The sequence below is a fragment of the Bdellovibrio sp. ArHS genome (assembly GCF_000786105.1).
Lineage (GTDB): Bacteria > Bdellovibrionota > Bdellovibrionia > Bdellovibrionales > Bdellovibrionaceae > Bdellovibrio.
Genome location: NZ_JTEV01000010.1, coordinates 65,799 through 87,011 on the forward strand (window position 1 = coordinate 65,799; position 21,213 = coordinate 87,011).

A 21,213-nucleotide genomic window follows, 5' to 3' on the forward strand; every position below is an offset into this window, starting at 1 on the left:
CAGATTTGGACTTTCGGGCCACGAACCTGTTTGCTAACATAGTTTTTAAGAGGGAAAAATATGGGGAAAAATGCGGCATTGTTGAAAAAGTACAAAGAAGAGCCACGCAAGCTCGCTGCGAATCAGAAAGATGACCTTATCAGAGAATACGCGCCGCTAATTAAGTTCATCGCGCAGAAAATTGCTGTCCGCCTTCCCTCTAATATTGAATTAGATGATTTGATCTCTGCGGGTGTTATCGGTTTGATGGATGCCATCGAAAAGTACGATTCAACTCGTGATAATAAATTTAAAACTTACGCTGAATTCCGTATTCGCGGAGCGATTCTTGATGAACTTCGCGCGCAAGACTGGGTCCCACGTTCGATCCGTGACAAAGCCAAGCTTTTAGATAAAACCATGGTGCAATTAGAGGCCGATCTAGGCCGTACTCCCACCGATGAAGAGGTTGCCAAGGCTCTGAATGTCTCGATCGATGAGTTCCATGATCTGGTCAACCAGGTTCGTCCGGTCAGTCTTCTTCCGATTGATCAGGCAACAACTTTTAGTAATACCGACAAGAAGTCTATCATGGATATTCTTGAAGGCTCGCGTACCAACAGTCCTTTCAATCAATTGAATGTAAAGAATATCAAAGAAGTTGTCGCGCAAGCTATTGAAGAGCTGCCCGAAAGACAGCGCCTTGTTCTTTCTTTGTATTATTATGAAGATCTGAACTTGAAAGAGATCGGCCAAGTTTTGCGCGTGACAGAGTCCCGCGTATCGCAGCTGCATGCACAAGCTGTCGCACGTCTTCGTGCTAAACTGGCAGCCACTATTGGCGCCGGTGAACTTGAAATCGCATAGGTTTAAACGAAAAAAAAGGTGCTAAGCACCTTTTTTCTTAGATACTGGCTCCGTCGAAGTTATGGACGGGGAACTGCGTGTAATCAACGCCATCCAGGCAACGCACATTAATAGCGCGGGATTGAGTGCCATCTGGTGAAGTGCCTGCGCCAAAACAACTGACGCCACAATTAGAACAGAAATAGTGATGAATTACTTTTTTGCCGAACTGGTAGTCTTTTAGTGAGCTTTCGCCGGAAAGCAGTTTGAAGTTGGCTTCCGGTGCGAAGGCAAGCAAGTGACCTTTGCGTCTGCAAATAGAGCAGTTGCAGGCGACAAGCGTATCGATCTTCATTTCGACTTCGAACTTCACGTTTCCGCAATGACACTGACCTGTATATTTCATTAATCTAAATCCTCTTCCATTTTGGCCTTAATTTTTTTCAAAAGACGAACTTCCATCTGTCGAACGGCTTCGCGGGTGATTTTATACTTCTCGCCGATTTCCTGCAATGTCAGGGGGTCGTCGTTCAGTATGCGCTCGTCCAGGATGATCTTCTCGCGATCTGAAAGTTCAGGGCGAATCTCTTCAATTTTCTGTTTAAGAATACTGAGCTGTTCTTCTTTTGCCAGCATCTCATCCAGCGGTTGATCATTTGTGTTCTTCTGTAAATCACCCAAACTGGTTCCAGATTCGTCATCAATGGGGCGATCCAAACTGACATCGCGACCCGACATTCTCATCGCCATGTCGCGGACTTCGTCTTCAGGGATGCCTAAACGAGAACTGATCAGAGCGGCATTGGGTTCAATGCCCATCGCATCCAAGGCCTCTTTTTCCTTTTGTAACTGGTAGAAGAGCTTTCTTTGATTCTGAGTCGTGCCAATACGGACCATGGAATACTGGCGCATTAAGAACTCTTGAATGTAGCCGCGAATCCACCAGACCGCATAAGTGATAAGACGGGCGCCTTTGTACGGGTTGAATTCGCGAACTGCGTGCATCAAACCGACGTTGCCTTCCTGAATGAGGTCAATCATTTTGGCCCCGAACTTTGAATATTCCGCCGCGACTTTGACGACAAAGCGCAGATTCGCTTTGACCAGAGCTTCGGCAGCCGCGGGGTCTTTGCCCTCAAAGTATTTTTTGGCTAAGACCAGTTCTTCTTCCTTAGTCAAAACTTTGTAGCGACGGATTTCATTCAGATACATGACCAGAGGGTCCGAAGAAGTGATCGACTTCGATGATCCGACGGTGACCGCTTTGGATTCTTGAGGGACTTCGAAATCGAAGTCCTCTGCAGGGGGTTCTACGGCGTAAGCTTTTTCCGCCTCGGCAGAGGGGTGGATCTCTTCTTGAGAGTTTTCTTCCACGATTTCGGCAACAACGCTTTTCGGCTCGACCCCTTTTTTTGCAGGCGCAGCTTTACCCGAAGATGCTTTTTTTGCAACCTTCGACTTTTTTTCTGCTTCCTTTGTTGGGGTTCTTGCCTTCGTTTTTGCCATAGAGATTAGCCGAGGTATTTAGCCAGCTTCCTTTGCAATGTTTCCTGCACTTTACCTTTGAAAGGAGTGAGCATCAATGGCAGATCCACCGTGACGGACACTTTGCTGCCTGCGCCAGAAGCGGTCAGCGACATATCGGCTTTAAATTGAGCGCCTTTTAGCGCCGCACTTTTTGAACCGTCATCAAACGAGCACTGAAGCTTTGGGTCAAAGCGTCGAATGTCCTGATCGTTTGAAAGGAATTCTTTAATCTTTGTGTAAGCTTCATCAACGGAATGGTTGCTTTGATGGTCGATCGTAAATTTCGGCATGGAAAAGATCCTCTCTTCGTTACAGTCTTGCGATTCTGAAAGTATAACGGGTCACCCGGGCAAAGCAATGCCCTTGAGTTATGCCCCGGAGATAAGGCTTACTTTTAGGAAGGATAAAAAGATGCTTTTTGACTGTCTTAGCACAATATGCAAATCTAAGCCCCAGTGCATCGTCACGAAATCCTTCCGTCGAAAAAGGTACATCTATGAAGTTTGTAAAAGAGCTTAAGCGAACAAGTTATTGTGGCAGTCTAGGTCCTTCCCAAATTGGACAAAAAGTCGTCCTGATGGGGTGGGTGGATGTCCGCCGGGATCACGGAAGTCTGGTGTTTATCGATTTGCGTGACCGTGAGGGAATCGTTCAGGTTGTACTGGATCCCAATAAACCGGAAACGGCAGCGGCAAAAAATCTTCGTGGCGAGTTTGTTCTGGCTTTGGAGGGAGTCGTTCGGGCGCGGCCAGAAGGCATGAAAAACTCCAAGATCAAAACCGGCGAAATTGAAATTGAAGCGCTTCGCTGTGAAATTCTGAATGAATCCGCAGTTCCACCTTTCCAAGTGGACGATCCTAATGTGAATGAAACACTGCGCTTAAAGCATCGTTACCTGGATCTGCGTTCGCCGCGTTTGACGAATCATCTGGTGGTACGCCATAAGGTCGCTCAATTGGTCCGTCGCTTCCTGGGAGATAATGGATTTCTTGAAATTGAAACACCGATTCTATTTAAGTCTACGCCTGAGGGCGCGCGCGATTATCTAGTGCCTTCACGTGTGAACCAAGGCACTTTCTATGCCTTGCCGCAGTCGCCGCAAATTCTGAAGCAGCTTTTGATGGTCTCTGGTTATGACCGTTACTTCCAGATTGCCCGTTGCTTCCGCGACGAGGATTTACGTGCGGACCGTCAGCCTGAGTTCTCGCAAATCGATATGGAGATGTCCTTCATCGATCAAGAAGACATCATGCAACTGAACGAAAAACTTTTGCGCACGATTTGGAAAGAAATCAAGGGTGTTGATGTCGGTGATATTCCTCGCATGTCTTATCAAGAAGCCATGGATCGTTATGGAATCGACAAGCCGGACACACGTTTTGGCATGGAAATCAAAGATCTGCAAAAAGTGGTGACCGGATCTGGCTTCAAAGTTTTTGATGAAGTCATAGCGCGTGGGGGAATCGTGCGTGGTATTGCCGTTCCTAAGGGCGGAACCTACTCGCGCGGGCAATTTGATAAACTGACAGACATGGCAAAACGCGCGGGCGCCAAGGGCTTGGTGTGGATCAAGTCTGAAGCCGATGGATCTTATTCGTCTCCAGTTTCTAAATTCTTCAGTCCTGAAAAGCTGGCGGAAATTTTCAAAACTGTTGGCGCCAACCCTGGCGATTGTGCTTTGGTTGTCGCTGATGACTTTGATACGGCTTGTGCCGCGTTGTCGACGCTACGTTTGCACCTCGGAAAAGAATTGAATCTGATCGATACTTCGAAAGATCATTTCCTTTGGGTGATCGACTTCCCGGCGTTTGAGTACTCGCCCGATGAAAAGCGTTGGGTGTCCCGTCATCATCCGTTCACGTCACCCAAAGACGAATACATGCAGGCCTTGATTGATGGTGATGAGTCTTCTTACGGAAAGATGTTGGCGAAGGCTTATGACCTTGTCTGCAACGGCTATGAAATGGGTGGCGGCAGTATTCGTATCTATCGTACGGAATTGCAACAGGCGATGTTCCGTCTGCTGGGCATGAATAAGGAACAGCAAGAGGCAAAATTCGGCTTCTTGTTGGATGCTTTGAAGTATGGCGCACCTCCACACGGCGGTATCGCCTGGGGTATGGATCGTCTGGTCATGCTTCTTTGTGGAACTGATGCGATTCGTGAAGTGATCGCGTTCCCGAAAACAGCCAAAGCTTCGGATCTGATGGCAGAGTGCCCAAGCGAAGTCAGTCGTGATCAATTGGCGGAAGTCGGCGTGCGCCTAAGCCCGCTTGCGGAAAAGAATTTGGAAGAAATGAAGAAAGGCTAATTGTCGTTCTCGACGACAATTTCGCCCGATTCAGTTTGAATTTTTATATGACCCACTTCTTGAGGCAGAATCTCGGAAGTGGTTTTTTGTTTTAAGGTGTTCGTGATTTTTCCAGAGACAGACTGCACATCCGTTTCGTAAAGAAGATCTTCCGGCAAACGCAATGTGACTTTACCTTCCTCGGTCTTAACAAAAATTTTCCCTTTAAAAGATTGAGGCAAATAAATATCGGCGGTCAGCTTGGCGTCCGATTCCTGAGTGAACTCTTCGCCATTGACGTTCATTTGAATCCAGTTACTGGCTAAGGGCTCTTGAAAGTCCACACGCAAGGCATTTTGTTCCGTCATTTGCACAATAAAAGGTCCGGGTTCAAAGCGCGGAACCTTGCCATGCAAAAGCACTTTCAAAGTCGGTCCCGTATGTGTGCGAATCACCAGATCCACGCGACGAGCCTGCAAATTTAACTGCGAAATTCCTTGAAGAAAAAATTCCCCCGGCTCCTCATACTTTTGTCCTTGCATGAATTTATCAGTCACCGAATGAAAGGCCGTCAGCACCGACTCAGGATTGTTAAAAACATACCCCATAATCAAAACCAAACCACCGACCAAAATAAAGAAAAGCGCCGCCAACCCCATCAAAATCTTCTTAATCATAAAACCAAAATCTCCAAAGTAACGGCTAACCAAAAATATCCATCACCCCAAAAGCCTGTCGAAGCCTAACCAACATGAATCTACCAAGTTGCGAGCGGGCGGTCAGCGATGTCGAGTTCCGCAGCAGCCCACTTCAAAGGAGGGGCGTCCGCGAGGACTGTCCGAGCACATCGCTGACCGCCCGCGAGGGTGCCTGCTTGATTTCCACCTTATCATATGGGACGTTTATTCTAAACAGAAACAGAGGACCTCATGCGCCGTATACTTCCAGAAACAGATTTAGAAAGAAAGCTGATGTGTCTGGGCGCGGTCTTTGTTGAAGAAAATCAGGTTCTTGATGAGGTGTTTCAAGTTATTGGGTCTGATCTGATGGACGATAGAGAGCTGTCATCTGAAATCAAAGATCAGGTTTTGGATGAAATCGGCGAGTACTTTTTCCGATTGGATATGAACTATGGCCCCGAGATCAAAGGGGATTGCATCGGCATTCTGGAAGAATTCTGGGGTGTGACGGACAAAGCCTCGGCTTTGAAAAACCTTGAGAACATTCGGCAACAGGGGCATCGCACGAAATTCAATGTGCTTAAATCATCTCTGCCATCGGATGGCAGCATTGATGCCGTGTCGTTAGAAAAGTTTAAGCAAATTTTCTGTTTTGATATCGAAGTCGGGCAGGAAGTGCAAATGAGCAAAGAGGACTACACCAAGCTTGCCTCCTGGGTTCAACGCACGAATAAATATTTAAAAGAGGCTGGTATTCTAGGATGGGATGCCGCCCGCTATATCCATCTGGTTCGTCTGTGTTTCGTGGTCGGTTATCTCGAGGACAATGAGGCTTGGGCGGAAATATTAAAACTAGCGCCCGTTATCGAAGGGCGCTTCGATTCTTGGATGGAGTTTTCGCAAAGTTTTCTGATTGGTCGGACTTTCTGGTCGGGTCATGATGATCCTCAAGTTAAAGAGATCTGCCAAAGACTTCTCGGTCATCCCGCCAGTCCTTGGCGCTTTTTCTCCTGGACCTAATGCCAGTTTTCCCTCGTTTGTCTCAAGTTTAAACGTTCTATTCCGATACATAACTTGAAGACCAAGGATGGCCTTCAAAATCAACACACACGGAGGTGTGGTATGGAAAAAATCAGTGGAATTCTGCCAGCAAGTCCACGGACCCGCGTTGCCGATGTTTCTGTCGCGCAACCGGCGCGACCGGGGGCCTTGGCGCTTGGTAGACCCATGGGTAAAAACTCACTCGGAGATCGGCTTACACTCAGTAAGCAGATGGAAGAGCTGAAGCAGACAGGGCAACTTCCTGAACCCGAGGCCTCTCCCGTTTACAAAAATCCCGGCGAAATAAAGAAGTTGAAAGTCATTGAGGATCTGAATCAAAAGTTCTTCCAGAATCCAAAGTCTGTCGCACGTGAAGGGGATATGACGAAGTCGGAAGAGGCTTTGAGTAAGACCACGGATAACGAAGGTCTTTTCTATGTTGAAAAGGAATTGCGTCCGCAACAAGAGCCAACTCCTTTAAAAGAGATCTCAGACAATAAAATCGCCTAAATCTTGACATCTCCCGTTTCGAACTCAAAGTAACGAAACGGGAGGCTTCATGCAGCCAGCGGCACGTGCTTGGACAGTCATACGTTCGACTTGGCTTACACGAAAGCCTTCTAGCCGCGCCTGGTTTGCGGCTTCCTGGTCCGTCTTTTTACTTATCGTTGGCAGTGTCATTTACTGGCAAAATATACTTAATTCAACAACCTGGATGAGTGCTTCGCAAGCATCTGTGTTTTCGCAACATCAGTTCTGGCGCCTTTGGAGCACGCTCTTTGCTCACGCCGACTTAGGGCACTTAGCCGCAAACTCTTTACTCTTTTTTGTCTTCGGATATTTTTTGACGGGGTACTTCGGTCTGTTTGTCTTTCCGTTTCTGGCGTTCTTATTCGGAGGCATCACAAATGCCCTGACAGTTTTGACTTATTCCCCGGAGGTCACACTGATCGGTGTTTCCGGTGTCGTTTACTGGATGGGAGGCATGTGGCTTGTCCTGTATCTTTTGCTGGACGAGCAAAGAACCTGGCTGCAAAGAAGTCTGCGTGCCGCAGGTGTAGCGCTGGGGGTGTTCATGCCATCAACTGCGTTTGAACCCCAGGTCAGCTACCGAGCGCATTTCATTGGTTTCGTCCTCGGGGTTGTGACAGGGTTTATCTACTATCAGATTCGCAAAAAGGAATTTAAATCCGCGGTGACGTATGAAATTCTGCGGGACGATGATTTGCAACCGGAGCTTCCTCAGGAATCTTCCGGTTCAGAGGTCGAAAGGCTCTAAAAGAAAGCCGCTCTCTTCAAGTGAACACAAACGAAAAGCGCCCTTAAATCGGCGCTGGCCCGAAGTTTCACGTCCCACAACGATGACATAGTCTAAAGACATTTGAATAAGGCGACGGATGGCCGAAAGACTCCATTGGGGAGCCCCCATTTGAATTAACATTTCCAGACGAATCAACGCTTGAGCGGCGTCCTGCGCATGCAAAGTTCCGAAACTTCCGGCGTGTCCTGTTGCTAAGGCCATCAAAAAATCTTTGGCTTCGGCGCCGCGAACTTCCCCCATGGCAATTCGATCAGGACGCAGGCGTAAGGCTCTCTTCACCAGTTGTGTTTGATCTATGGCCGGAAGAACATTCTGTGGATCTTCGCGTGTCAGCAACTTCATGCTGGCATGATTGGGCAAAGGTATCTCGGACGTGTCTTCAATTATAACCACACGTTCATTTTCCGGCAGCAGGTTCAAAAAAGAATTTAAAACAGAGGTTTTCCCGCTCCCAGTTGAGCCGACCACTAAAAAGTTTTTTTCTTTTCGACGAGTTCTTGAAAAAGTCGCAAGTCGCGTTCTTGGCACCAGCCACTTTCTGCAAGCTTCAGGAATGTCCACGGATTCTTGGGGTGCCGCCGCAAGGTCAAGTGAACGGACGAATGGGTGATGTCACTGCCAATTAGGCTGAGGCGAAAATCTTGAAACGAACCATCGGCGCTGGGAAACTCCTTCGTAATATGCGTGTTGGACTCGTGAGAAAGACGATCGATGCAGTTGCGAAAACTCAATTCCGAAAAGAACGAATCGGGATGTTTGAAAAGCCGTCCGGCACGCTCTAACCAAATGGCCTGCGGTCCGTTGACGATAATTTCTGTGATGCTTTCATCTTGAAGAAGTTCCGTCAAAGGCCCCCACGTATTAATTTCTGCGAGGACGCGTCTTTGAATTTCTTCGGTTTGATTGGCAAGATTCTTCTGAACGATCTGCTCAATCTTTTTGGAGCGCAATGATTGTGCTTCGTCTGGTGAAAGTAAAAACTCATTTAAAGGAATTTGATGGATTTCATGCTGGATGCTATCGTAAACCGCTTTTGCCACTATTTTCATTTTTCAACTCCTTGAGTTTGTAGATGCTCCTGACCTGTGCCATCTTCGCCGTCTTTTAAAATTGTCGGGCGGACAAAGATCACAAGTTCAGAGCGGTTTTCGCGAAAATCTTTGCTGGAAAAAAGAGCTCCCAGAACTGGCAGGCGCGAAAATAGGGGCAGTCCCGAAGAAGAAGTCCCTTCCTCGTTTTTCAAAAGCCCGGAAAGTGCGATCGTTTGAGGACGGGTTAAATCAAAATGACTAGAGACCCGGTTAGTTAAGACTCCAGGAATATCTCCTGTGCCGTTGGCTTTATCCAAAGTTGTCACTTCGGTTTCGATAGAAAGACTGATGCGTCCCGAAGAATCCGCTTTGGGTTTCACCCGCAATAAAATTCCATATCTTTTCCAGACCACCTCCGAGGCTTTGTAGCTCATAATGCGAATGGGAAATTCTCCTCCCGCCAGAAACTCGGCTTCTTTGCCACTGCGGCAAAGGATGTTGGGACTGGCTAAAATTCGTCCATCGCCGTTTTCCTCTAAGGCTTGAATATTAAAGGGCAGTCCGGCTTCGACTTCCCAGGTTCCCGAAGGCAGCAGGTTCGCAGCGTAAGACGAGGGCCATTGCAGACCATATTTCATTCCCTGGGCTCGTCGGATTTCAGCCACCGTGATTTGCACTTTCACCGTGGGGGCGACTTCCAGACTGTTTTCATCACGCAGGACGTGAATGCCATAAGGCCCCAAAAGCTGCACATATTTTTTTAAAACGTCTTCGGAAGAACTAATCCGCACTTCAATTCCTTGCGAAAAGATCAGGGTTTGCGGAGGAAGTTTTGCTTCCGCCAAAACAGTGCGAAAGTGACTTTGTGCCGCTGCTTTGAGTTCGTCGGAAAACTGGGCGCGCATTTTATAACCCAAAGAACGATCGCGGCTGAAGGCAGCTAACTTATGCCAATCCGCAAATCTGTACAGGCTGCCAACAATATGCAGATCCCCCTCTGAAACCAAAACGGAAAGGCCGACGACACTTTGGAGTTCTTGTTGCAACAACGCCAAAGAATCGGTTTTCGTCGGATGAAGAACTTGCACCCGGTACACGGCGGAGCCCACTCTTAGAAGAGTGTGACCTTCGCGAGTTCCACGCAATGTAAGTGAAGCCCCCTGACCTTCGGCTTTTAGAATCTCTCGATCTTGAATCCAGACTGAAGAGTGTCCTTGCAAAGGAATTTTGTGAGTTTCGCCCAAAGACAGTGTAAGTTCTTTTTCTTTGGCGCCTGCTACTGAAAAGAAAAATGTCACGACTAGAATTAAAAGTGTTTTCATGCTCTGGATTCAAAGCATGAAAAGGGACGGACGACACGCCTCTTAAAAGACTACCCAGAGGCGGTGGCCGGACGTCTTAGCCGAGGGCGAGTTCGAAGAAGACCATCACACCCTGGTTGGTGTTTTTAAACTGCAACTGAGAATTATGCGACTTCAGGATCGATTGACAGATCGTCAGCCCCAAGCCTGTGCCTGTCGAGTGGTGCATAACATCTTCGTCAATATAAAAAGGTTTGGTGATCTTGTCGATAACCGAAAGGGGAAGATGTGGACCTTTATTGTGAACCAGAAAGCGTAGGTTTGGCCCGTTGCGAATGGATTCAACGTGAATTTCGCTGCCTTCCTCGCCGAACTTTGCTGCATTGTGAATCAGTCTTAACATCACTTGTTTAATAAGGCGGGCATCGGCATTCACCGTGACGGCCTCAAGTTTGGAAACCAACTTTTGTTGCTTCTTTTGCAGAAGATCTGTCACTTCTTTGGAAAGACTTTCATCGAATTGAGTGAAAGCGATACTCTGCATATCAATCTTCAACTGATTAGTTTCCGCGCGCACGACCAGAAGCACATCTTCCACCAAGGTTTTCAAACGTTCGGCGCTTTTATTGATCCGATTGACCATCAATTTGTCTTCATCCGCTAGATTGGACTCTGCCAGCAATGAAGAAAAACTTAATATAGATGTCAGGGGCGTCTTCAATTCGTGATTAATCAGAATCATGAAGTTGGATTTAGCGACATCGAGACTCTTTAAGTCTTCCAATGCTTTGGCCAGCTCGGCATTTTTTTGTTTTAACTCCTGACCTATGGCAAATCTTTCAATGGCGTGATCCACGGTGTTGGTAAGATCGACGGGGTCCCAGGGTTTGGTTAGATAGCGAAAGATTTGTCCCTTATTCACAGCCATGATAACGGACTCAAGGTCCGTATAACCGGTCAGAAGAATACGAATTGTCTCAGGATGAGATTCCAGAGTTCTCTCTAAAAATTCAACTCCGGTCATCTCTGGCATTCGTTGATCTGTGATGATCAACGACACGGGGCCTGGATGTTCGTCTAGAACAGCAAGAGCCTCTTTACCTGAGGTAGCCTTTAGTACGGTAAATTTCTTTCGAAACAACCGTTCCAAGGCATCTACGTTATCTATTTCATCATCTACACAAAGAATTGTGTGCTTCATCATGAAACCTAGTGTAGGATTTGAAAAAGGGCAGTGCAAAGGAATTTGCACAAGGCCCTGATGTTGTCACGGATGATAACGAGAAAGAGAGAGAAGCCCTGCTGTCTCCCAGCTGTTTTTTCACCTAGACAGGAGTCTAGTTTCACACTCTTTCAACATTTTTGCTCAGAAATGAGTCAAGTCTGCGTTGTTCCCTGACGATGAGTGAAACGGTAGAAGTGTTTTTATCCTTTTCAGGAGATCGTGTATGAAATTTTGGATGCGCATTGCAGCTCCTTTCACATTCGTGATGAGCTTTGCAGTTGGTGCTCAAGCTCAAATGTGGGGGACGGGAATGTATGGTGGTATGCAATCATGCCCTTACAACTACTCCGCTGCAGCTGGTTCTTCAAGCTACCTTGATGAAATCAAAGAGGCGCAGGCCGCGATAAAAGAAGCACAAGCTCAACTTCGCTCGAAAAAATCTGAAAAGAAAAGGCTCGAAAAGTCCATGGAACGTTCTCGCCGCGATGTCGAGCAGGTTGTTTCAGAAGACTTCACCGAATTCATGTTTGAACACATCGAAAACAACAGAACATGTCAGTCTTATAAAGGTATCGGCGCAGCTCCTGAAGAGGCCGAAGCAGCAGGTGATCAAGGCGGTGTTCCGGTAACTCCGATCGCAAATGGTGACATTGCGGGATCTGTGCAAATTCGCGCGTTCCAAATCAATGAGTGGAAAGTTTTGTGTGATCCGAATAAAGCAGGCTCCGTTTCCGGTGCCGTTTGTAATATGGCTCGCGCACGTCAACCTGAAAAGGGTCGTGCAACGGCTCAGGATTGTACGAAAGGTCTTGCTGACTACCGCAAGGCTTATAGCCAATCCAACAAAATTCAACGCGAAATCGAAGCATTGGAAAACTTGATCTCTCGTTCTAAAGAAGACATTCAAGATGCAAAACAGAATTATGCTGATGAACAACGTGAGCGTCAGCGTGAGCAACTTGAAGGTGGCATCTGTACAGACTGTATCATGCAAGGAAACGGTTACTCTTATCAGAAACCTCAGACAGATTGGGGTTCTGTGATCGGTAACATCGGTCTTGGTTTAGCAGCAACTTACATGGGCTATCAAACTAATAAAATGGTTGCAGATGCCAACTCGAATATCGGTTGGCCGACTCAACCTTATCCTGCGTGGGGCTACGGCTTTCCTTTCCTTGCTCAAGGTGTCGGTCAAATGATCGGTGGTGGGAGCGGTATTTACGGTGCAATCGGTGGCGGCATTGGTGCCGGTGGTTTCGGTTGCGCAGGTATGAACGGTGGCGCTTACGGTATGATGGGACCTTACGGTGGCATGAACGGTGGCGGCATGTGGGGCAACCCTTATGCTATGGCCGGCATGGGCGGTGGTCTTGGTGGTGGAATTTATATGCCTGGCATGGGCCCTTGGGGTATGGCCGGTCCTTGGGGTATGGGTGGACCATATCCTGGAGCGATGGGTTACCCAATGATGGGTGGCATGATGGGAATGCCAATGGGTGGAATGCTCGGCGGCGGCATCGGCGGTATGATGGGTATGCCGATGGGCGGAATGGCCGGTGGTATGATGGGTATGCCGATGGGCGGAATGGCTGGCGGTATGATGGGCATGCCGATGGGCGGAATGCTCGGCGGCGGTCTTGGCGGCATGATGGGTTATCCGATGGGCGGCATGATGGGTATGCCGATGGGCGGAATGGCTGGCGGTATGATGGGAATGCCAATGGGTGGAATGCTCGGTGGCGGTCTTGGCGGTATGATGGGTTATCCGATGGGCGGCATGATGGGTATGCCGATGGGCGGAATGGCCGGTGGTATGATGGGAATGCCAATGGGTGGAATGCTCGGCGGTGGTCTTGGTGGTATGATGGGTATGCCAATGGGCGGAATGGCTGGCGGCATGATGGGCATGCCGATGGGTGGAATGGCTGGCGGTCTTGGTGGTTTGCAAATGCAGCAACAAATGATGCAAATGCAAATGCAACAATACCAAATGTACATGCAACAACAGCAACAATACATGCAGCAACAAATGCAAAGACAGCAAGTTGTGGCGAGCCTTCAGCAAGAGCTTTATGGATTGTTGTATAGAATCCAGCAAGTTTCTTACGGCGGCGGTGGCTACATTGGTGGCTCTATCGGTGTCGGCACAGGAGTTGGAACTATTGGGACTGGCGTCGGAAACGGCATCTTAACCCCGCTTCCAGGTTCAGCGACCGGCGGAATGTCGACAATTCCAGGCACGCTTCCTTCGGGAGGAGTGTCAGCACCAATTCCTTCAGCTCGATAATTCAAATAATTTAGTTAAAAAAAACGAGGCCCTCTGATAAAACAGAGGGCCTTATGCTTTTTAAGATCCCGCGTCTTTACGACAGTCACACTCACTTCCTTGCAACCGGAGAGTTTTCTGCGGGTCTGCATCTTGGCTTCATGAAGAAGGCCGACGATCTTGCGTTGATCGATCTTAAAAATCCGGCCTATTATCGCAGCGATTGGATCGTGGGTTTTGGCTGGAATGAAACGGATTGGCCTGAAGTTCCTCACAAAAGTATTTTAGATAAGTATTTCCCGGATCGCCCCGTTTTCTTTCCTCGAATGGATGGTCATCGTTCCTGGGTAAACACCAGGGCGTTGCAATTATTGGGTATGACATCGGACACGGGGCTGTTGCTGGAAAAAGAGCATCTGCAAGCATGGGATAAGCTTCCCGAATTCACCAAAGATCAACAACGTCGTCACGTGTTTTCGGCGTGTCGTACCTATAATAAAGCAGGCTTTACACACGTCCGTGACATGTCATGCACTCCATCTTTATGGAATCTTTTGGTCGAGATGTCAGAAAAAAATGAACTGACTTTGGCAATTGAAGAAAACGTCACCACCCATGAAATGGACGATTTCGAGGGCATGCTGGATTTTTGCCAGCGCGCGAAGAAAAGCGAAACACCTTTGTTGCGTATGAAGGGAATCAAACTTTTCTATGACGGTTCTTTGGGTTCGGAGACGGCCTTTCTTTCAAAACCTTATAACGGAAAAGCGGAGGGGCCTCGCGGTCGTACGTTGTGGCCTTTGGAACAAGTTGAAGAGATCATGATGCGCACCTGGCAAGCAGGACTTGAATTTTCCGTGCACACCATTGGAGATGAGGCCGCTCATCAAATTGTTCAAAGTGCCCGCAAGATTTCCGCGCAAGGATTCGTGGGACGATTGAATCTTGAACACGCGCAGATGCTGAGACCCGAGACAATTCAGATGATGAAACCTTTGCATGTACGTTGTCATATGCAACCCTGCCACTGGTTGAGCGACAAAGTGTGGTTGGAACAAAAATTAGGGGATTTATATAAATACGTCTTTCCTTGGGAAGCCCTGAAAGTCGCACAAATTCCGATTTCCTTTGGCTGTGACAGTCCGGTAGAGCCGCCCTCTTTTTGGAGAAATAAGGTGGCGCTAGATGAAAGTGTCCACGCCAAAATCCGAAAGTTTACTGGGGACCTTGCACTGGCACACTCTCATCCAGACGCCACATTTGCCAATAGTTTTACAGTTATTGAAGAGGGCGTGGTTCAAGAAATTAACTTTAACGGGAAGTCACTGTTACTTGAGTAACGTGTTCACGGTGACTTCCTTGTCTTTTAGAGAATAGACAAGGCCTCCCAATGCCATGGCCCCGGCTATGTACAACCAGGTCTTTTTTTCCGTGACCCAGGACTTTTTTATTTCATCTTGCTTCAGTCTTTGCATGCAGGATGTATCGAAAAATACCGAAGCCCGATGAAGAATGTCAAAATCGTCAAGGCGATGGCTAAACTGACCACAAGATCCTTCAACGGCGGGTTCGCTGACAAAATGTTGATTCATCAACTGATTATACGTTCCATAAAAACGCACCGGCGTGTGTGAGTTCGATGCCAATGTCCAGTGATAAGCGGTCTGCGGCGATAGTTCCAGGGCTGACTTTTCATTAAGTGGAACTGGAACAGATTCGATCAAAACGACCTTATGAAAAGAATATTTCTTCGCCAATTTAGCCAATGAAATGTATTCCGTCGAGCAGGGGAATCGTGCGGGACCTTCATTAAGCAAGACAACACCTTTACAGTATAAATGTTGAAACTCTTTTTTGTCGGCGGGGGAAAGATTTTGTGCCAACGCCTTTTCGCTAAGATCTCGGGCAAAGCGCAGACTGATCAGAGTCATTGGGGCTTGTTGCTGCAGTTCCTTTAGGGAAATAAGGACGCGATCAGTGTGTTCAGGAAAGTCGTCGCCCAGTTTCAAAAAACGATCTTCCTGCGATGAATTGGATTGCAGCGATTTTTCAAGATAATGAATCCAGGATTGCGTGTCGGGATTTCGGTCTATTGAATTTTCATATTCTACCGGATTTGCCGACGGGGACTGTAAAACAATGTTCTGGCCCGAAGAGATAGCGGGAAGAAAAAATGCGATGAGGAAGATCTTTTTCATTTGTTTCTCCTAGTTTTGATATTCAACACGAATCTTTGCGGGACCTGAGGACGTAAGTTGCGCACCGGTTTCTTCCGGGTTCTGAACAACCGCAATAAAAGGACCGGCATAACTTAGTAAACGGGGGCTTTCACTATCGCGAATGAGCACCGCATATTGTTGGGGGTTCAAAGGAGCGCGCAATAGTTTCAATTTGCTTCCTACACGGAGTCCCCCTTTTTGCCGTTCGGAAGAGGCTAAGTACAGGTCCACCACGCCGCCGACATCGCCAATTAAAGAGGCCAAAGACTCGGCATTGGCAATTTCGATAGGCACTAAGGAAAAGCCCCGAGGAATAAAGGTGTCGACCGACTTCGGTGCCGGTATAAAACTGTCTTTGGGTTCTGGCGTGGACGCAGTGGCGAAATACGAAATAAGACCCAAAACGACGAATGCCAAAACAAGAAAATTATTTTTTGCGAAAATTTGCAGTTTTTGTTTCATAGCTCGACCTTTCCTGAGTGAGTTGGTTTTTGCGGTAAGAAGGTTTAAGTTCTGAGAGCTGTGTTATCGCGGCAAACACGACAAGAAGAACGAAAAAAATCACCACACTGACTTCAACGAAAATTTGCCCCTTATTATTTTTGGCACCCATTGGGAGTTCTCCTCTGCTAAAGATACGGCGCAGGCTTTGTGAAATTGAAATTCACCTGAAAGAAATTGAGAAAATGGCCGTCGGACAGACAGCGTATACTGCCATTCGTGCGCCAAGGATTGTTTTTCTGCAAACTCAAAATCAGGGCTATAAGTCGGAGCTGTATCCGGATAGTCCGGACGAACCGCCAAGAGGGGAACCTGTCCCTGAAGTGAAAAATGCGAGACTTTGAACAAAAGGTTGCTGAGAGATGATTGTGTTTTGAGAAGTTCTTTGCGTGTTTTTGTAAAGGCGTCTCTCAAAACTATATTAGCTTGGTTGATGAGTTGCTTTTGTTTTATGTCCAGTTGTTCTTTTTGAATTCGCACCTTTAAAAGGCGAGCCTTGGCGGCCGCGACAAGAAAAGGATTAAAAGAGGCCAATTGTGCATAGGCCTTGAGCTCTTCTATTTTCAGCTTTTTTGCGGTGCTATTCAGTGCCAGAAGTTTTTGTAGATAAGGCGCGACAGCTCGCTGGCCGGTTTGACCTTGGACACGACATTGATATTTCATCGCTAAATCACTCTGCATGAAACCAAAGACGGCACTTAAAAATAGAAAGCCGCTAACGACGACTGGTAAACACGCCAACATAAGAATCAGAGCGAAACCTTTTTGATTTTTCATAACGAAGTCTTTAGTTGTTTTTGTATGGAAAGTTCCGGATTCAACGCTATAAAGACCTTTCCTTCACTTCCGCGCGAGTGCTTCTGCAAGGAGATGTCATAGGAAGGTTTAGTTATAAGCAGAGTCTTCATTCGGGAATTCAGCTCGGCCTTGCAGGTTGCGATGGGTTCATGTTGAGTGCAAAGCAGGGCTTCATGCAGCTGGTAGTCGGTATAGTAAAATACAACCCCTCGATAAAGCAGAGCTGTTAGCGCTGAACCCGTTAAAAAAAGAAGAGGCAGGGATAGCACAGCTTCCACAACCCCTTGGCCGAGATGGTTTGTCAGTCTCATAGAGAGCTTTTGGATTTGGATTGTTGATTTGTAGCGCCATCAAAGAAGTTGCTAAAATCCTTCTTTTTAGTCATCGACTCTGTGACTTCTTGAACTTGCACGTTGGTGCCTGCAGCTTTCCCGCCTAGCACATTGGCGATATTGGCGAAACGCACACCCACATTGGCGCCGACCACTTTGATAACGGCCATACTTCCGACCGCAACAATCGCCACAATGATAAGATATTCGATAAGCCCCTGACCCTTTTTATTTTTTAAGACGTTCGTATTCATAGTGCCTCCATGAGAGAGGCGGATAGCAAACTTGGTGCTGGTCAGGAGAGCGGGAAATGGGAGAAGAGAGATGGCGAAAATAAAAAAGTCCGGAGGTCCGGACTTTTTTTTACTTCTTTTTGCCTTTGGCGGAGGAAGCTTCTTTTTTTGCTGCCGCTTTTTCGGCCTGCGCTTCTTTTTTGGCGTCGGCTTTCTTGGCCTTACGCTGGATGATAATACGATCTAGAATGTCGTAGGCCTCTTTTTGCAGGTCATTTTCAAAAATAAAGCGGTAGAAACCTTCGATTTCGGGACTTTGGCGGAACTTTTTTAATGACGTTGGTAAGCTGTCCGATTGAACGAAATCAATGGAGCTACCATCTTTTGAAAGCTTAACTTTATCAGCCATTCTAAATCCCCTAATGTTTTAAAGGGTTTGTACCTTATTTTGCGCCTTTGACGCAAGAAAAAAGCCTGTTTTTGCCCGGGAAAGAGGTCTTCTTAGGCCCAGGGAGGTCTCTTCGTTGGGTGCGCGGTGTCTTTGTTAGGATTTTATTAAACCATTGAATTTCTTTAACAAATATCGGACAGTGAGATGGCAAATGGGAGGTGCGGGTGCTCATTTTGAATGGTAAAGATGTCGCCAAAGAAGTGCGTTCAACCCTGGCTCTGCGAGTTGCAGAATTTGCGAAAAAAGTGGGCCGGACTCCTCATCTGTCGGTTGTCATTGTCGGTGACGATGCTGCCAGCCATATCTATGTCAGAAATAAGAAAAAAGCTTGTGAATCTGTGGGTATGACCTCGCAAATTATTGCCATGCCGACGAAGACCACGCAACAAGAACTCAATAAACAAATCGCGGCTTTAAACACCGATTCTTCGGTCGACGGAATCTTAGTGCAATTTCCACTTCCGGCGCATTTGAGTGCCGATGAAGTTTTGAAATTGGTTGCGCCTGACAAGGATGCCGATGGATTGACTTATGCTTCTTTGGGTTATTTCTTTGCCGGAAAACCTTTCGTCAAACCCTGCACTCCGGAAGGCGTGATGACCATTCTTAAGCACTACGGAATTTCTGTCGAAGGACGACGGGCGGTGGTGGTGGGGCGCAGTAACATTGTCGGTAAACCGATGGCGCATCTTTTGACTGAAGCCAATGCGACCGTGACTCTATGTCACTCGAAGACCAATGATCTATCTTCGGTGGTGCGTGAGGCTGATTTGGTCGTCGTCGCTGCGGGAAAGGCCCGTTTCTTGGGTCGAAATGATTTTAAAAAAGATGCTATTGTCATTGATGTGGGAATGCACCATGATGGCCCGAATGGAAAGTTGTGCGGCGATGTTCGCACGGAAGAGCTTGAGGGCTGGGTCCAAGCAGTCACTCCTGTGCCAGGTGGTGTGGGACCTATGACCATTGCGACTCTGCTTCAGAATACTTGTCTTCTTGCGGAAAAGCGCGCGGGTCTCTAAAAAAGGAACGAAATGTATACTGGTTTTTTGCAGAATGTTTGGTACGTGGGGTTACCTAGCAGTGAGTTGGCTGTGGGGAAGCACCAGGCACGTAAAATTATGAACGAACCCATCGTCTTTTTCCGGGATTCAAAGGGCAAAGTATCGGCCGTGCGAGATATCTGTCCTCATCGAGGCATCCCTCTTAGTTTCGGACGAGTGGTTGAAGATACCATCGAGTGTCCTTATCACGGTTGGAAATTTGACGGCTCAGGGATGTGCACGGAAATTCCTTCTTTGTGCCCTGGTCAGGATTTGAACCCGAATAAAATCAAAGTGCGTTCTTACCCCGTGCATGAGGCTCAAGGGCTGATCTGGATTTTCATTGGCGACAAAGACTATGACATGACAAAAGCTCCCGAAGTTCCGGTCATGAAAGCTTTTGGCAACGATGTGAAGCCGAAGCTGACTTATGTCGTGAACTTTCCTTGTCACGTCGACCACGCGGTCATTGGGTTGATGGACCCGGCTCACGGCCCTTACGTGCACAAAAGCTGGTTTTGGCGTTCGGAAAAGACCATGCTTGAAAAGCGCAAAAAATTTGCTCCGGTGAAGTATGGTTTTCAAATGGTTCGTCATCAACCTTCGAAAAACTCCAAAGCTTATAAACTTTTAGGAGGAGCTCCGACCACCGAGATCACTTTCACTCTGCCTTGCGTGCGTGTGGAGCACATTGAAGTCGGACCTCGTAATTTTTATTCCTATACGGCTTTGACCCCAGTGGATGAGAAAAATACTCGCGTCACGCAGTTGGCCTATTGGGATATGCCTTGGTTGTCGCTTTTGAAACCGGCCATTCATCAGTTTTCAAAAACCTTTCTGGGGCAAGACATGGATGCGGTGACCAAGCAGCAAGAGGGTTTGAAATACGATCCCAGCTTGATGCTCATCAAGGACGCCGACACTCAGGCGAAATGGTATTACGCTTTGAAGACGGAATATCATGATCATTTGGAACAAAAACGGGACTTCACTCATCCCGTGAAAGAAACCGAACTTCGCTGGAGAAGCTAATGGTCAGAGCCTGCGGGATTTTCCTAAGTTTATTTTTAGGATTTCAGGCGCAGGCTTTACGTTTGCAATATGTTGGCGAGACATCCCTAAAATCAGGAACTCAGTTTCAAAAGACGACTCTTGGCGGTTTTTCCGGGATCGCATGGGCAAATAATATCCTTTTTGCACTTTCTGATGATCGAGGTCGTTTCGGCGAGCCTCGTTTTTATGAGTTCGATTTATTTGTGAATAAAAAAACAGTGTCCCTGAAGCCGAAGGCCGTGCACTTTTTAAAAGGAATTCCCAAAGAAGACGACAAAGAGATCTCGCTCGATGCGGAGGGCCTTGTTCGACTTACCGACGGCGAATTCATTGTATCTTCCGAGGGCAATAATAATACAAAGCCTCGGCAAAGACCGCGACTTTTTCGAATTTCTAGGGAAGGCGTTTGGAAAAGCGACATCGTCGTTCCGGATAAATATCTGCCAGAGCCCCTGGGGCAACAGAAAAAGGGAATTCAGAACAATATGGCCTTTGAAGGTCTGACCTCTTTTGCCGAAGGTAAGTACCTTTTTGTCGCGAACGAAGGTCCTCTTTTGCAGGACAGTCCCTCAAATGATGCCGAGGGCGCTTGGATTCGTATTATTAAATACGAAAGCTCGGAAGGCGGGGGTTATAAAGCGAGGGCCGAGTTTGCCTATCAGGTGGACGCTTTAAGCAGCTCAAAAAAGGGCTCGGAAGTTTTTAGAGGAGTTTCTGAGATTTTGGCTCTGTCAGAGACCCAACTACTGGTGTTGGAACGAGGAGTACGGGTTTCTTCAAAAGAGCTTTTAGCCAAGTCCGTCCGACTTTATCTTGCGGATGTATCTAAAGCCACGGATGTTGCAAAGCTCTTTAAGCTAAGTGATGGAAAATACACGGGAGCGACCAAAACCCTGCTGCTTGATTTTGAAACGGACCTCACAAAAGAAAGAACCGACAAGAGTGTAGAAAATTTCGAAGCTTTGGCCTGGGGACCGAAATTAGCAGACGGAAGGCGCAGTCTTCTGGTAATGGTAGACAATAATTTTTCAAAGAAAGAAGTGACTGAACTTCTGGTCTTTGCCGTTGAAGGTGAGTAG

General features: G+C 47.3%; 24 protein-coding genes. 10 read left to right on the forward strand and 14 right to left on the reverse strand.

The features are described 5' to 3' along the window. The first annotated feature begins 60 nt into the window (after window positions 1-60). Window positions 61-846 carry a FliA/WhiG family RNA polymerase sigma factor gene (locus OM95_RS04695; RefSeq protein ID WP_041870846.1) on the forward strand — a complete coding sequence of 262 codons (786 nt, stop codon included), beginning with the start codon at window positions 61-63 and terminating at the stop codon, window positions 844-846. Window positions 847-883: 37 nt separating this feature from the next. Here the strand turns inward: OM95_RS04695 and OM95_RS04700 are convergent, their stop codons facing one another. Genes OM95_RS04700 through OM95_RS04710 form a run of 3 tightly spaced genes read right to left on the reverse strand, consistent with a single transcriptional unit; the run spans window position 884 to window position 2,642 of the window. Beyond that, window positions 884-1,231, reverse strand: a complete 348-nt coding sequence (locus OM95_RS04700) for a GFA family protein (protein ID WP_041870847.1) — start codon at window positions 1,229-1,231, stop codon at window positions 884-886. Further along, window positions 1,231-2,331 (reverse strand): RNA polymerase factor sigma-32, encoded by a 1,101-nt coding sequence (locus tag OM95_RS04705; RefSeq protein ID WP_041870849.1) that lies wholly within the window; start codon window positions 2,329-2,331, stop codon window positions 1,231-1,233. Before OM95_RS04705 ends, OM95_RS04700 begins: the two co-directional genes overlap by 1 nt. Window positions 2,332-2,336: 5 nt before the next feature. Beyond that, window positions 2,337-2,642 carry a polyhydroxyalkanoic acid system family protein gene (locus tag OM95_RS04710; protein WP_041870851.1) on the reverse strand — a complete coding sequence of 102 codons (306 nt, stop codon included), beginning with the start codon at window positions 2,640-2,642 and terminating at the stop codon, window positions 2,337-2,339. A 206-nt stretch (window positions 2,643-2,848) separates the two neighbouring features. On the opposite strand from OM95_RS04710, the gene aspS reads away from it, so the two are divergent. Beyond that, window positions 2,849-4,663, forward strand: coding sequence for an aspartate--tRNA ligase (aspS, locus tag OM95_RS04715; protein WP_041870853.1), 1,815 nt, complete (start codon window positions 2,849-2,851; stop codon window positions 4,661-4,663). Here the strand turns inward: aspS and OM95_RS04720 are convergent. Next, the gene (locus OM95_RS04720) at window positions 4,660-5,319 is read right to left on the reverse strand and encodes a DUF4097 family beta strand repeat-containing protein (RefSeq protein WP_041870855.1); all 660 of its coding nucleotides are present in this window, start codon (window positions 5,317-5,319) and stop codon (window positions 4,660-4,662) included. The genes aspS and OM95_RS04720 overlap by 4 nt on opposite strands. A gap of 252 nt (window positions 5,320-5,571) precedes the next feature. On the opposite strand from OM95_RS04720, the gene OM95_RS04725 reads away from it, so the two are divergent. The 3 genes from OM95_RS04725 (at window position 5,572) to OM95_RS04735 (ending at window position 7,642) form a co-directional block, all read left to right on the forward strand. After that, window positions 5,572-6,342 (forward strand): DUF1266 domain-containing protein, encoded by a 771-nt coding sequence (locus OM95_RS04725; protein ID WP_041870857.1) that lies wholly within the window; start codon window positions 5,572-5,574, stop codon window positions 6,340-6,342. 102 nt (window positions 6,343-6,444) lie between these two features. Beyond that, window positions 6,445-6,873: a hypothetical protein gene (locus tag OM95_RS04730; RefSeq protein WP_291515572.1), complete on the forward strand. Its 429-nt coding sequence runs from the start codon at window positions 6,445-6,447 to the stop codon at window positions 6,871-6,873. Window positions 6,874-6,922: 49 nt separating this feature from the next. Further along, entirely contained in the window at window positions 6,923-7,642 is a 720-nt protein-coding gene (locus OM95_RS04735) for a rhomboid family intramembrane serine protease (protein WP_041870858.1), read from the forward strand. Here the strand turns inward: OM95_RS04735 and OM95_RS17095 are convergent. From OM95_RS17095 to OM95_RS04750, 4 genes are all read right to left on the reverse strand, one after another. Beyond that, on the reverse strand, window positions 7,622-8,245 hold the full coding sequence (locus OM95_RS17095) for a CpaF/VirB11 family protein (RefSeq protein ID WP_363228089.1): 624 nt from the start codon (window positions 8,243-8,245) through the stop codon (window positions 7,622-7,624). The two genes, OM95_RS04735 and OM95_RS17095, sit on opposite strands and share 21 nt — an antisense overlap. Continuing rightward, window positions 8,152-8,733: a hypothetical protein gene (locus OM95_RS17100; RefSeq protein ID WP_291515574.1), complete on the reverse strand. Its 582-nt coding sequence runs from the start codon at window positions 8,731-8,733 to the stop codon at window positions 8,152-8,154. The genes OM95_RS17095 and OM95_RS17100 overlap by 94 nt, the downstream gene beginning before the upstream one ends. After that, on the reverse strand, window positions 8,730-10,037 hold the full coding sequence (locus OM95_RS04745) for a type II and III secretion system protein (RefSeq protein ID WP_041870860.1): 1,308 nt from the start codon (window positions 10,035-10,037) through the stop codon (window positions 8,730-8,732). Before OM95_RS04745 ends, OM95_RS17100 begins: the two co-directional genes overlap by 4 nt. Before the next feature lie 76 nt (window positions 10,038-10,113). Beyond that, window positions 10,114-11,220 (reverse strand): hybrid sensor histidine kinase/response regulator, encoded by a 1,107-nt coding sequence (locus tag OM95_RS04750; RefSeq protein WP_041871092.1) that lies wholly within the window; start codon window positions 11,218-11,220, stop codon window positions 10,114-10,116. Window positions 11,221-11,464: 244 nt separating this feature from the next. Between OM95_RS04750 and OM95_RS04755 the strand changes: the two genes are divergently transcribed. Together OM95_RS04755 and OM95_RS04760 are read left to right on the forward strand one after the other, a co-directional pair. After that, on the forward strand, window positions 11,465-13,528 hold the full coding sequence (locus OM95_RS04755; protein WP_041870862.1) for a hypothetical protein: 2,064 nt from the start codon (window positions 11,465-11,467) through the stop codon (window positions 13,526-13,528). Between the two features lie 53 nt (window positions 13,529-13,581). Continuing rightward, complete coding sequence (locus OM95_RS04760) at window positions 13,582-14,847, forward strand: amidohydrolase family protein (RefSeq protein WP_041870864.1); 1,266 nt, start codon at window positions 13,582-13,584, stop codon at window positions 14,845-14,847. On the opposite strand, the gene OM95_RS04765 is transcribed toward OM95_RS04760, so the two are convergent. The 6 genes from OM95_RS04765 to OM95_RS04790 form a co-directional block, all read right to left on the reverse strand. Next, window positions 14,836-15,705: a hypothetical protein gene (locus OM95_RS04765; protein ID WP_041870866.1), complete on the reverse strand. Its 870-nt coding sequence runs from the start codon at window positions 15,703-15,705 to the stop codon at window positions 14,836-14,838. The genes OM95_RS04760 and OM95_RS04765 overlap by 12 nt on opposite strands. Window positions 15,706-15,714: 9 nt before the next feature. Then, complete coding sequence (locus tag OM95_RS04770; protein ID WP_291515575.1) at window positions 15,715-16,188, reverse strand: hypothetical protein; 474 nt, start codon at window positions 16,186-16,188, stop codon at window positions 15,715-15,717. Between the two features lie 99 nt (window positions 16,189-16,287). Next, window positions 16,288-17,004 carry a hypothetical protein gene (locus OM95_RS04775; RefSeq protein ID WP_041870868.1) on the reverse strand — a complete coding sequence of 239 codons (717 nt, stop codon included), beginning with the start codon at window positions 17,002-17,004 and terminating at the stop codon, window positions 16,288-16,290. After that, window positions 17,001-17,336 (reverse strand): hypothetical protein, encoded by a 336-nt coding sequence (locus OM95_RS04780; RefSeq protein WP_041870870.1) that lies wholly within the window; start codon window positions 17,334-17,336, stop codon window positions 17,001-17,003. The genes OM95_RS04775 and OM95_RS04780 overlap by 4 nt, the downstream gene beginning before the upstream one ends. After that, window positions 17,333-17,611 (reverse strand): hypothetical protein, encoded by a 279-nt coding sequence (locus tag OM95_RS04785; protein ID WP_041870872.1) that lies wholly within the window; start codon window positions 17,609-17,611, stop codon window positions 17,333-17,335. The genes OM95_RS04780 and OM95_RS04785 overlap by 4 nt, the downstream gene beginning before the upstream one ends. 109 nt (window positions 17,612-17,720) lie before the next feature. Continuing rightward, window positions 17,721-17,999, reverse strand: coding sequence for a hypothetical protein (locus OM95_RS04790; protein ID WP_041870874.1), 279 nt, complete (start codon window positions 17,997-17,999; stop codon window positions 17,721-17,723). Between the two features lie 206 nt (window positions 18,000-18,205). Between OM95_RS04790 and folD the strand changes: the two genes are divergently transcribed. The 3 genes from folD to OM95_RS04805 are packed head-to-tail and all read left to right on the forward strand — an operon-like array spanning window position 18,206 to window position 21,213. Then, window positions 18,206-19,060: a bifunctional methylenetetrahydrofolate dehydrogenase/methenyltetrahydrofolate cyclohydrolase FolD gene (gene folD / locus OM95_RS04795; protein ID WP_041870876.1), complete on the forward strand. Its 855-nt coding sequence runs from the start codon at window positions 18,206-18,208 to the stop codon at window positions 19,058-19,060. A gap of 12 nt (window positions 19,061-19,072) precedes the next feature. After that, a complete protein-coding gene (locus OM95_RS04800; RefSeq protein WP_041870877.1) occupies window positions 19,073-20,113 on the forward strand; it encodes an aromatic ring-hydroxylating dioxygenase subunit alpha in 1,041 nt (346 codons plus the stop codon). Then, window positions 20,113-21,213 (forward strand): esterase-like activity of phytase family protein, encoded by a 1,101-nt coding sequence (locus OM95_RS04805; protein WP_041870878.1) that lies wholly within the window; start codon window positions 20,113-20,115, stop codon window positions 21,211-21,213. Before OM95_RS04800 ends, OM95_RS04805 begins: the two co-directional genes overlap by 1 nt.

What these genes read in the sequence shown, in the direction of transcription:
- OM95_RS04695 (WP_041870846.1), top strand. Translation starts at nt 61, where the DNA reads ATGGGGAAAAATGCGGCATTGTTGAAAAAGTACAAAGAAGAGCCACGC.
- OM95_RS04700 (WP_041870847.1), bottom strand. Translation starts at nt 1,231, where the DNA reads ATGAAATATACAGGTCAGTGTCATTGCGGAAACGTGAAGTTCGAAGTC.
- OM95_RS04705 (WP_041870849.1), bottom strand. Translation starts at nt 2,331, where the DNA reads ATGGCAAAAACGAAGGCAAGAACCCCAACAAAGGAAGCAGAAAAAAAG.
- OM95_RS04710 (WP_041870851.1), bottom strand. Translation starts at nt 2,642, where the DNA reads ATGCCGAAATTTACGATCGACCATCAAAGCAACCATTCCGTTGATGAA.
- aspS (WP_041870853.1), top strand. Translation starts at nt 2,849, where the DNA reads ATGAAGTTTGTAAAAGAGCTTAAGCGAACAAGTTATTGTGGCAGTCTA.
- OM95_RS04720 (WP_041870855.1), bottom strand. Translation starts at nt 5,319, where the DNA reads ATGATTAAGAAGATTTTGATGGGGTTGGCGGCGCTTTTCTTTATTTTG.
- OM95_RS04725 (WP_041870857.1), top strand. Translation starts at nt 5,572, where the DNA reads ATGCGCCGTATACTTCCAGAAACAGATTTAGAAAGAAAGCTGATGTGT.
- OM95_RS04730 (WP_291515572.1), top strand. Translation starts at nt 6,445, where the DNA reads ATGGAAAAAATCAGTGGAATTCTGCCAGCAAGTCCACGGACCCGCGTT.
- OM95_RS04735 (WP_041870858.1), top strand. Translation starts at nt 6,923, where the DNA reads ATGCAGCCAGCGGCACGTGCTTGGACAGTCATACGTTCGACTTGGCTT.
- OM95_RS17100 (WP_291515574.1), bottom strand. Translation starts at nt 8,733, where the DNA reads ATGAAAATAGTGGCAAAAGCGGTTTACGATAGCATCCAGCATGAAATC.
- OM95_RS04745 (WP_041870860.1), bottom strand. Translation starts at nt 10,037, where the DNA reads ATGAAAACACTTTTAATTCTAGTCGTGACATTTTTCTTTTCAGTAGCA.
- OM95_RS04750 (WP_041871092.1), bottom strand. Translation starts at nt 11,220, where the DNA reads ATGATGAAGCACACAATTCTTTGTGTAGATGATGAAATAGATAACGTA.
- OM95_RS04755 (WP_041870862.1), top strand. Translation starts at nt 11,465, where the DNA reads ATGAAATTTTGGATGCGCATTGCAGCTCCTTTCACATTCGTGATGAGC.
- OM95_RS04760 (WP_041870864.1), top strand. Translation starts at nt 13,582, where the DNA reads ATGCTTTTTAAGATCCCGCGTCTTTACGACAGTCACACTCACTTCCTT.
- OM95_RS04765 (WP_041870866.1), bottom strand. Translation starts at nt 15,705, where the DNA reads ATGAAAAAGATCTTCCTCATCGCATTTTTTCTTCCCGCTATCTCTTCG.
- OM95_RS04770 (WP_291515575.1), bottom strand. Translation starts at nt 16,188, where the DNA reads ATGAAACAAAAACTGCAAATTTTCGCAAAAAATAATTTTCTTGTTTTG.
- OM95_RS04775 (WP_041870868.1), bottom strand. Translation starts at nt 17,004, where the DNA reads ATGAAAAATCAAAAAGGTTTCGCTCTGATTCTTATGTTGGCGTGTTTA.
- OM95_RS04780 (WP_041870870.1), bottom strand. Translation starts at nt 17,336, where the DNA reads ATGAGACTGACAAACCATCTCGGCCAAGGGGTTGTGGAAGCTGTGCTA.
- OM95_RS04785 (WP_041870872.1), bottom strand. Translation starts at nt 17,611, where the DNA reads ATGAATACGAACGTCTTAAAAAATAAAAAGGGTCAGGGGCTTATCGAA.
- OM95_RS04790 (WP_041870874.1), bottom strand. Translation starts at nt 17,999, where the DNA reads ATGGCTGATAAAGTTAAGCTTTCAAAAGATGGTAGCTCCATTGATTTC.
- OM95_RS04800 (WP_041870877.1), top strand. Translation starts at nt 19,073, where the DNA reads ATGTATACTGGTTTTTTGCAGAATGTTTGGTACGTGGGGTTACCTAGC.
- OM95_RS04805 (WP_041870878.1), top strand. Translation starts at nt 20,113, where the DNA reads ATGGTCAGAGCCTGCGGGATTTTCCTAAGTTTATTTTTAGGATTTCAG.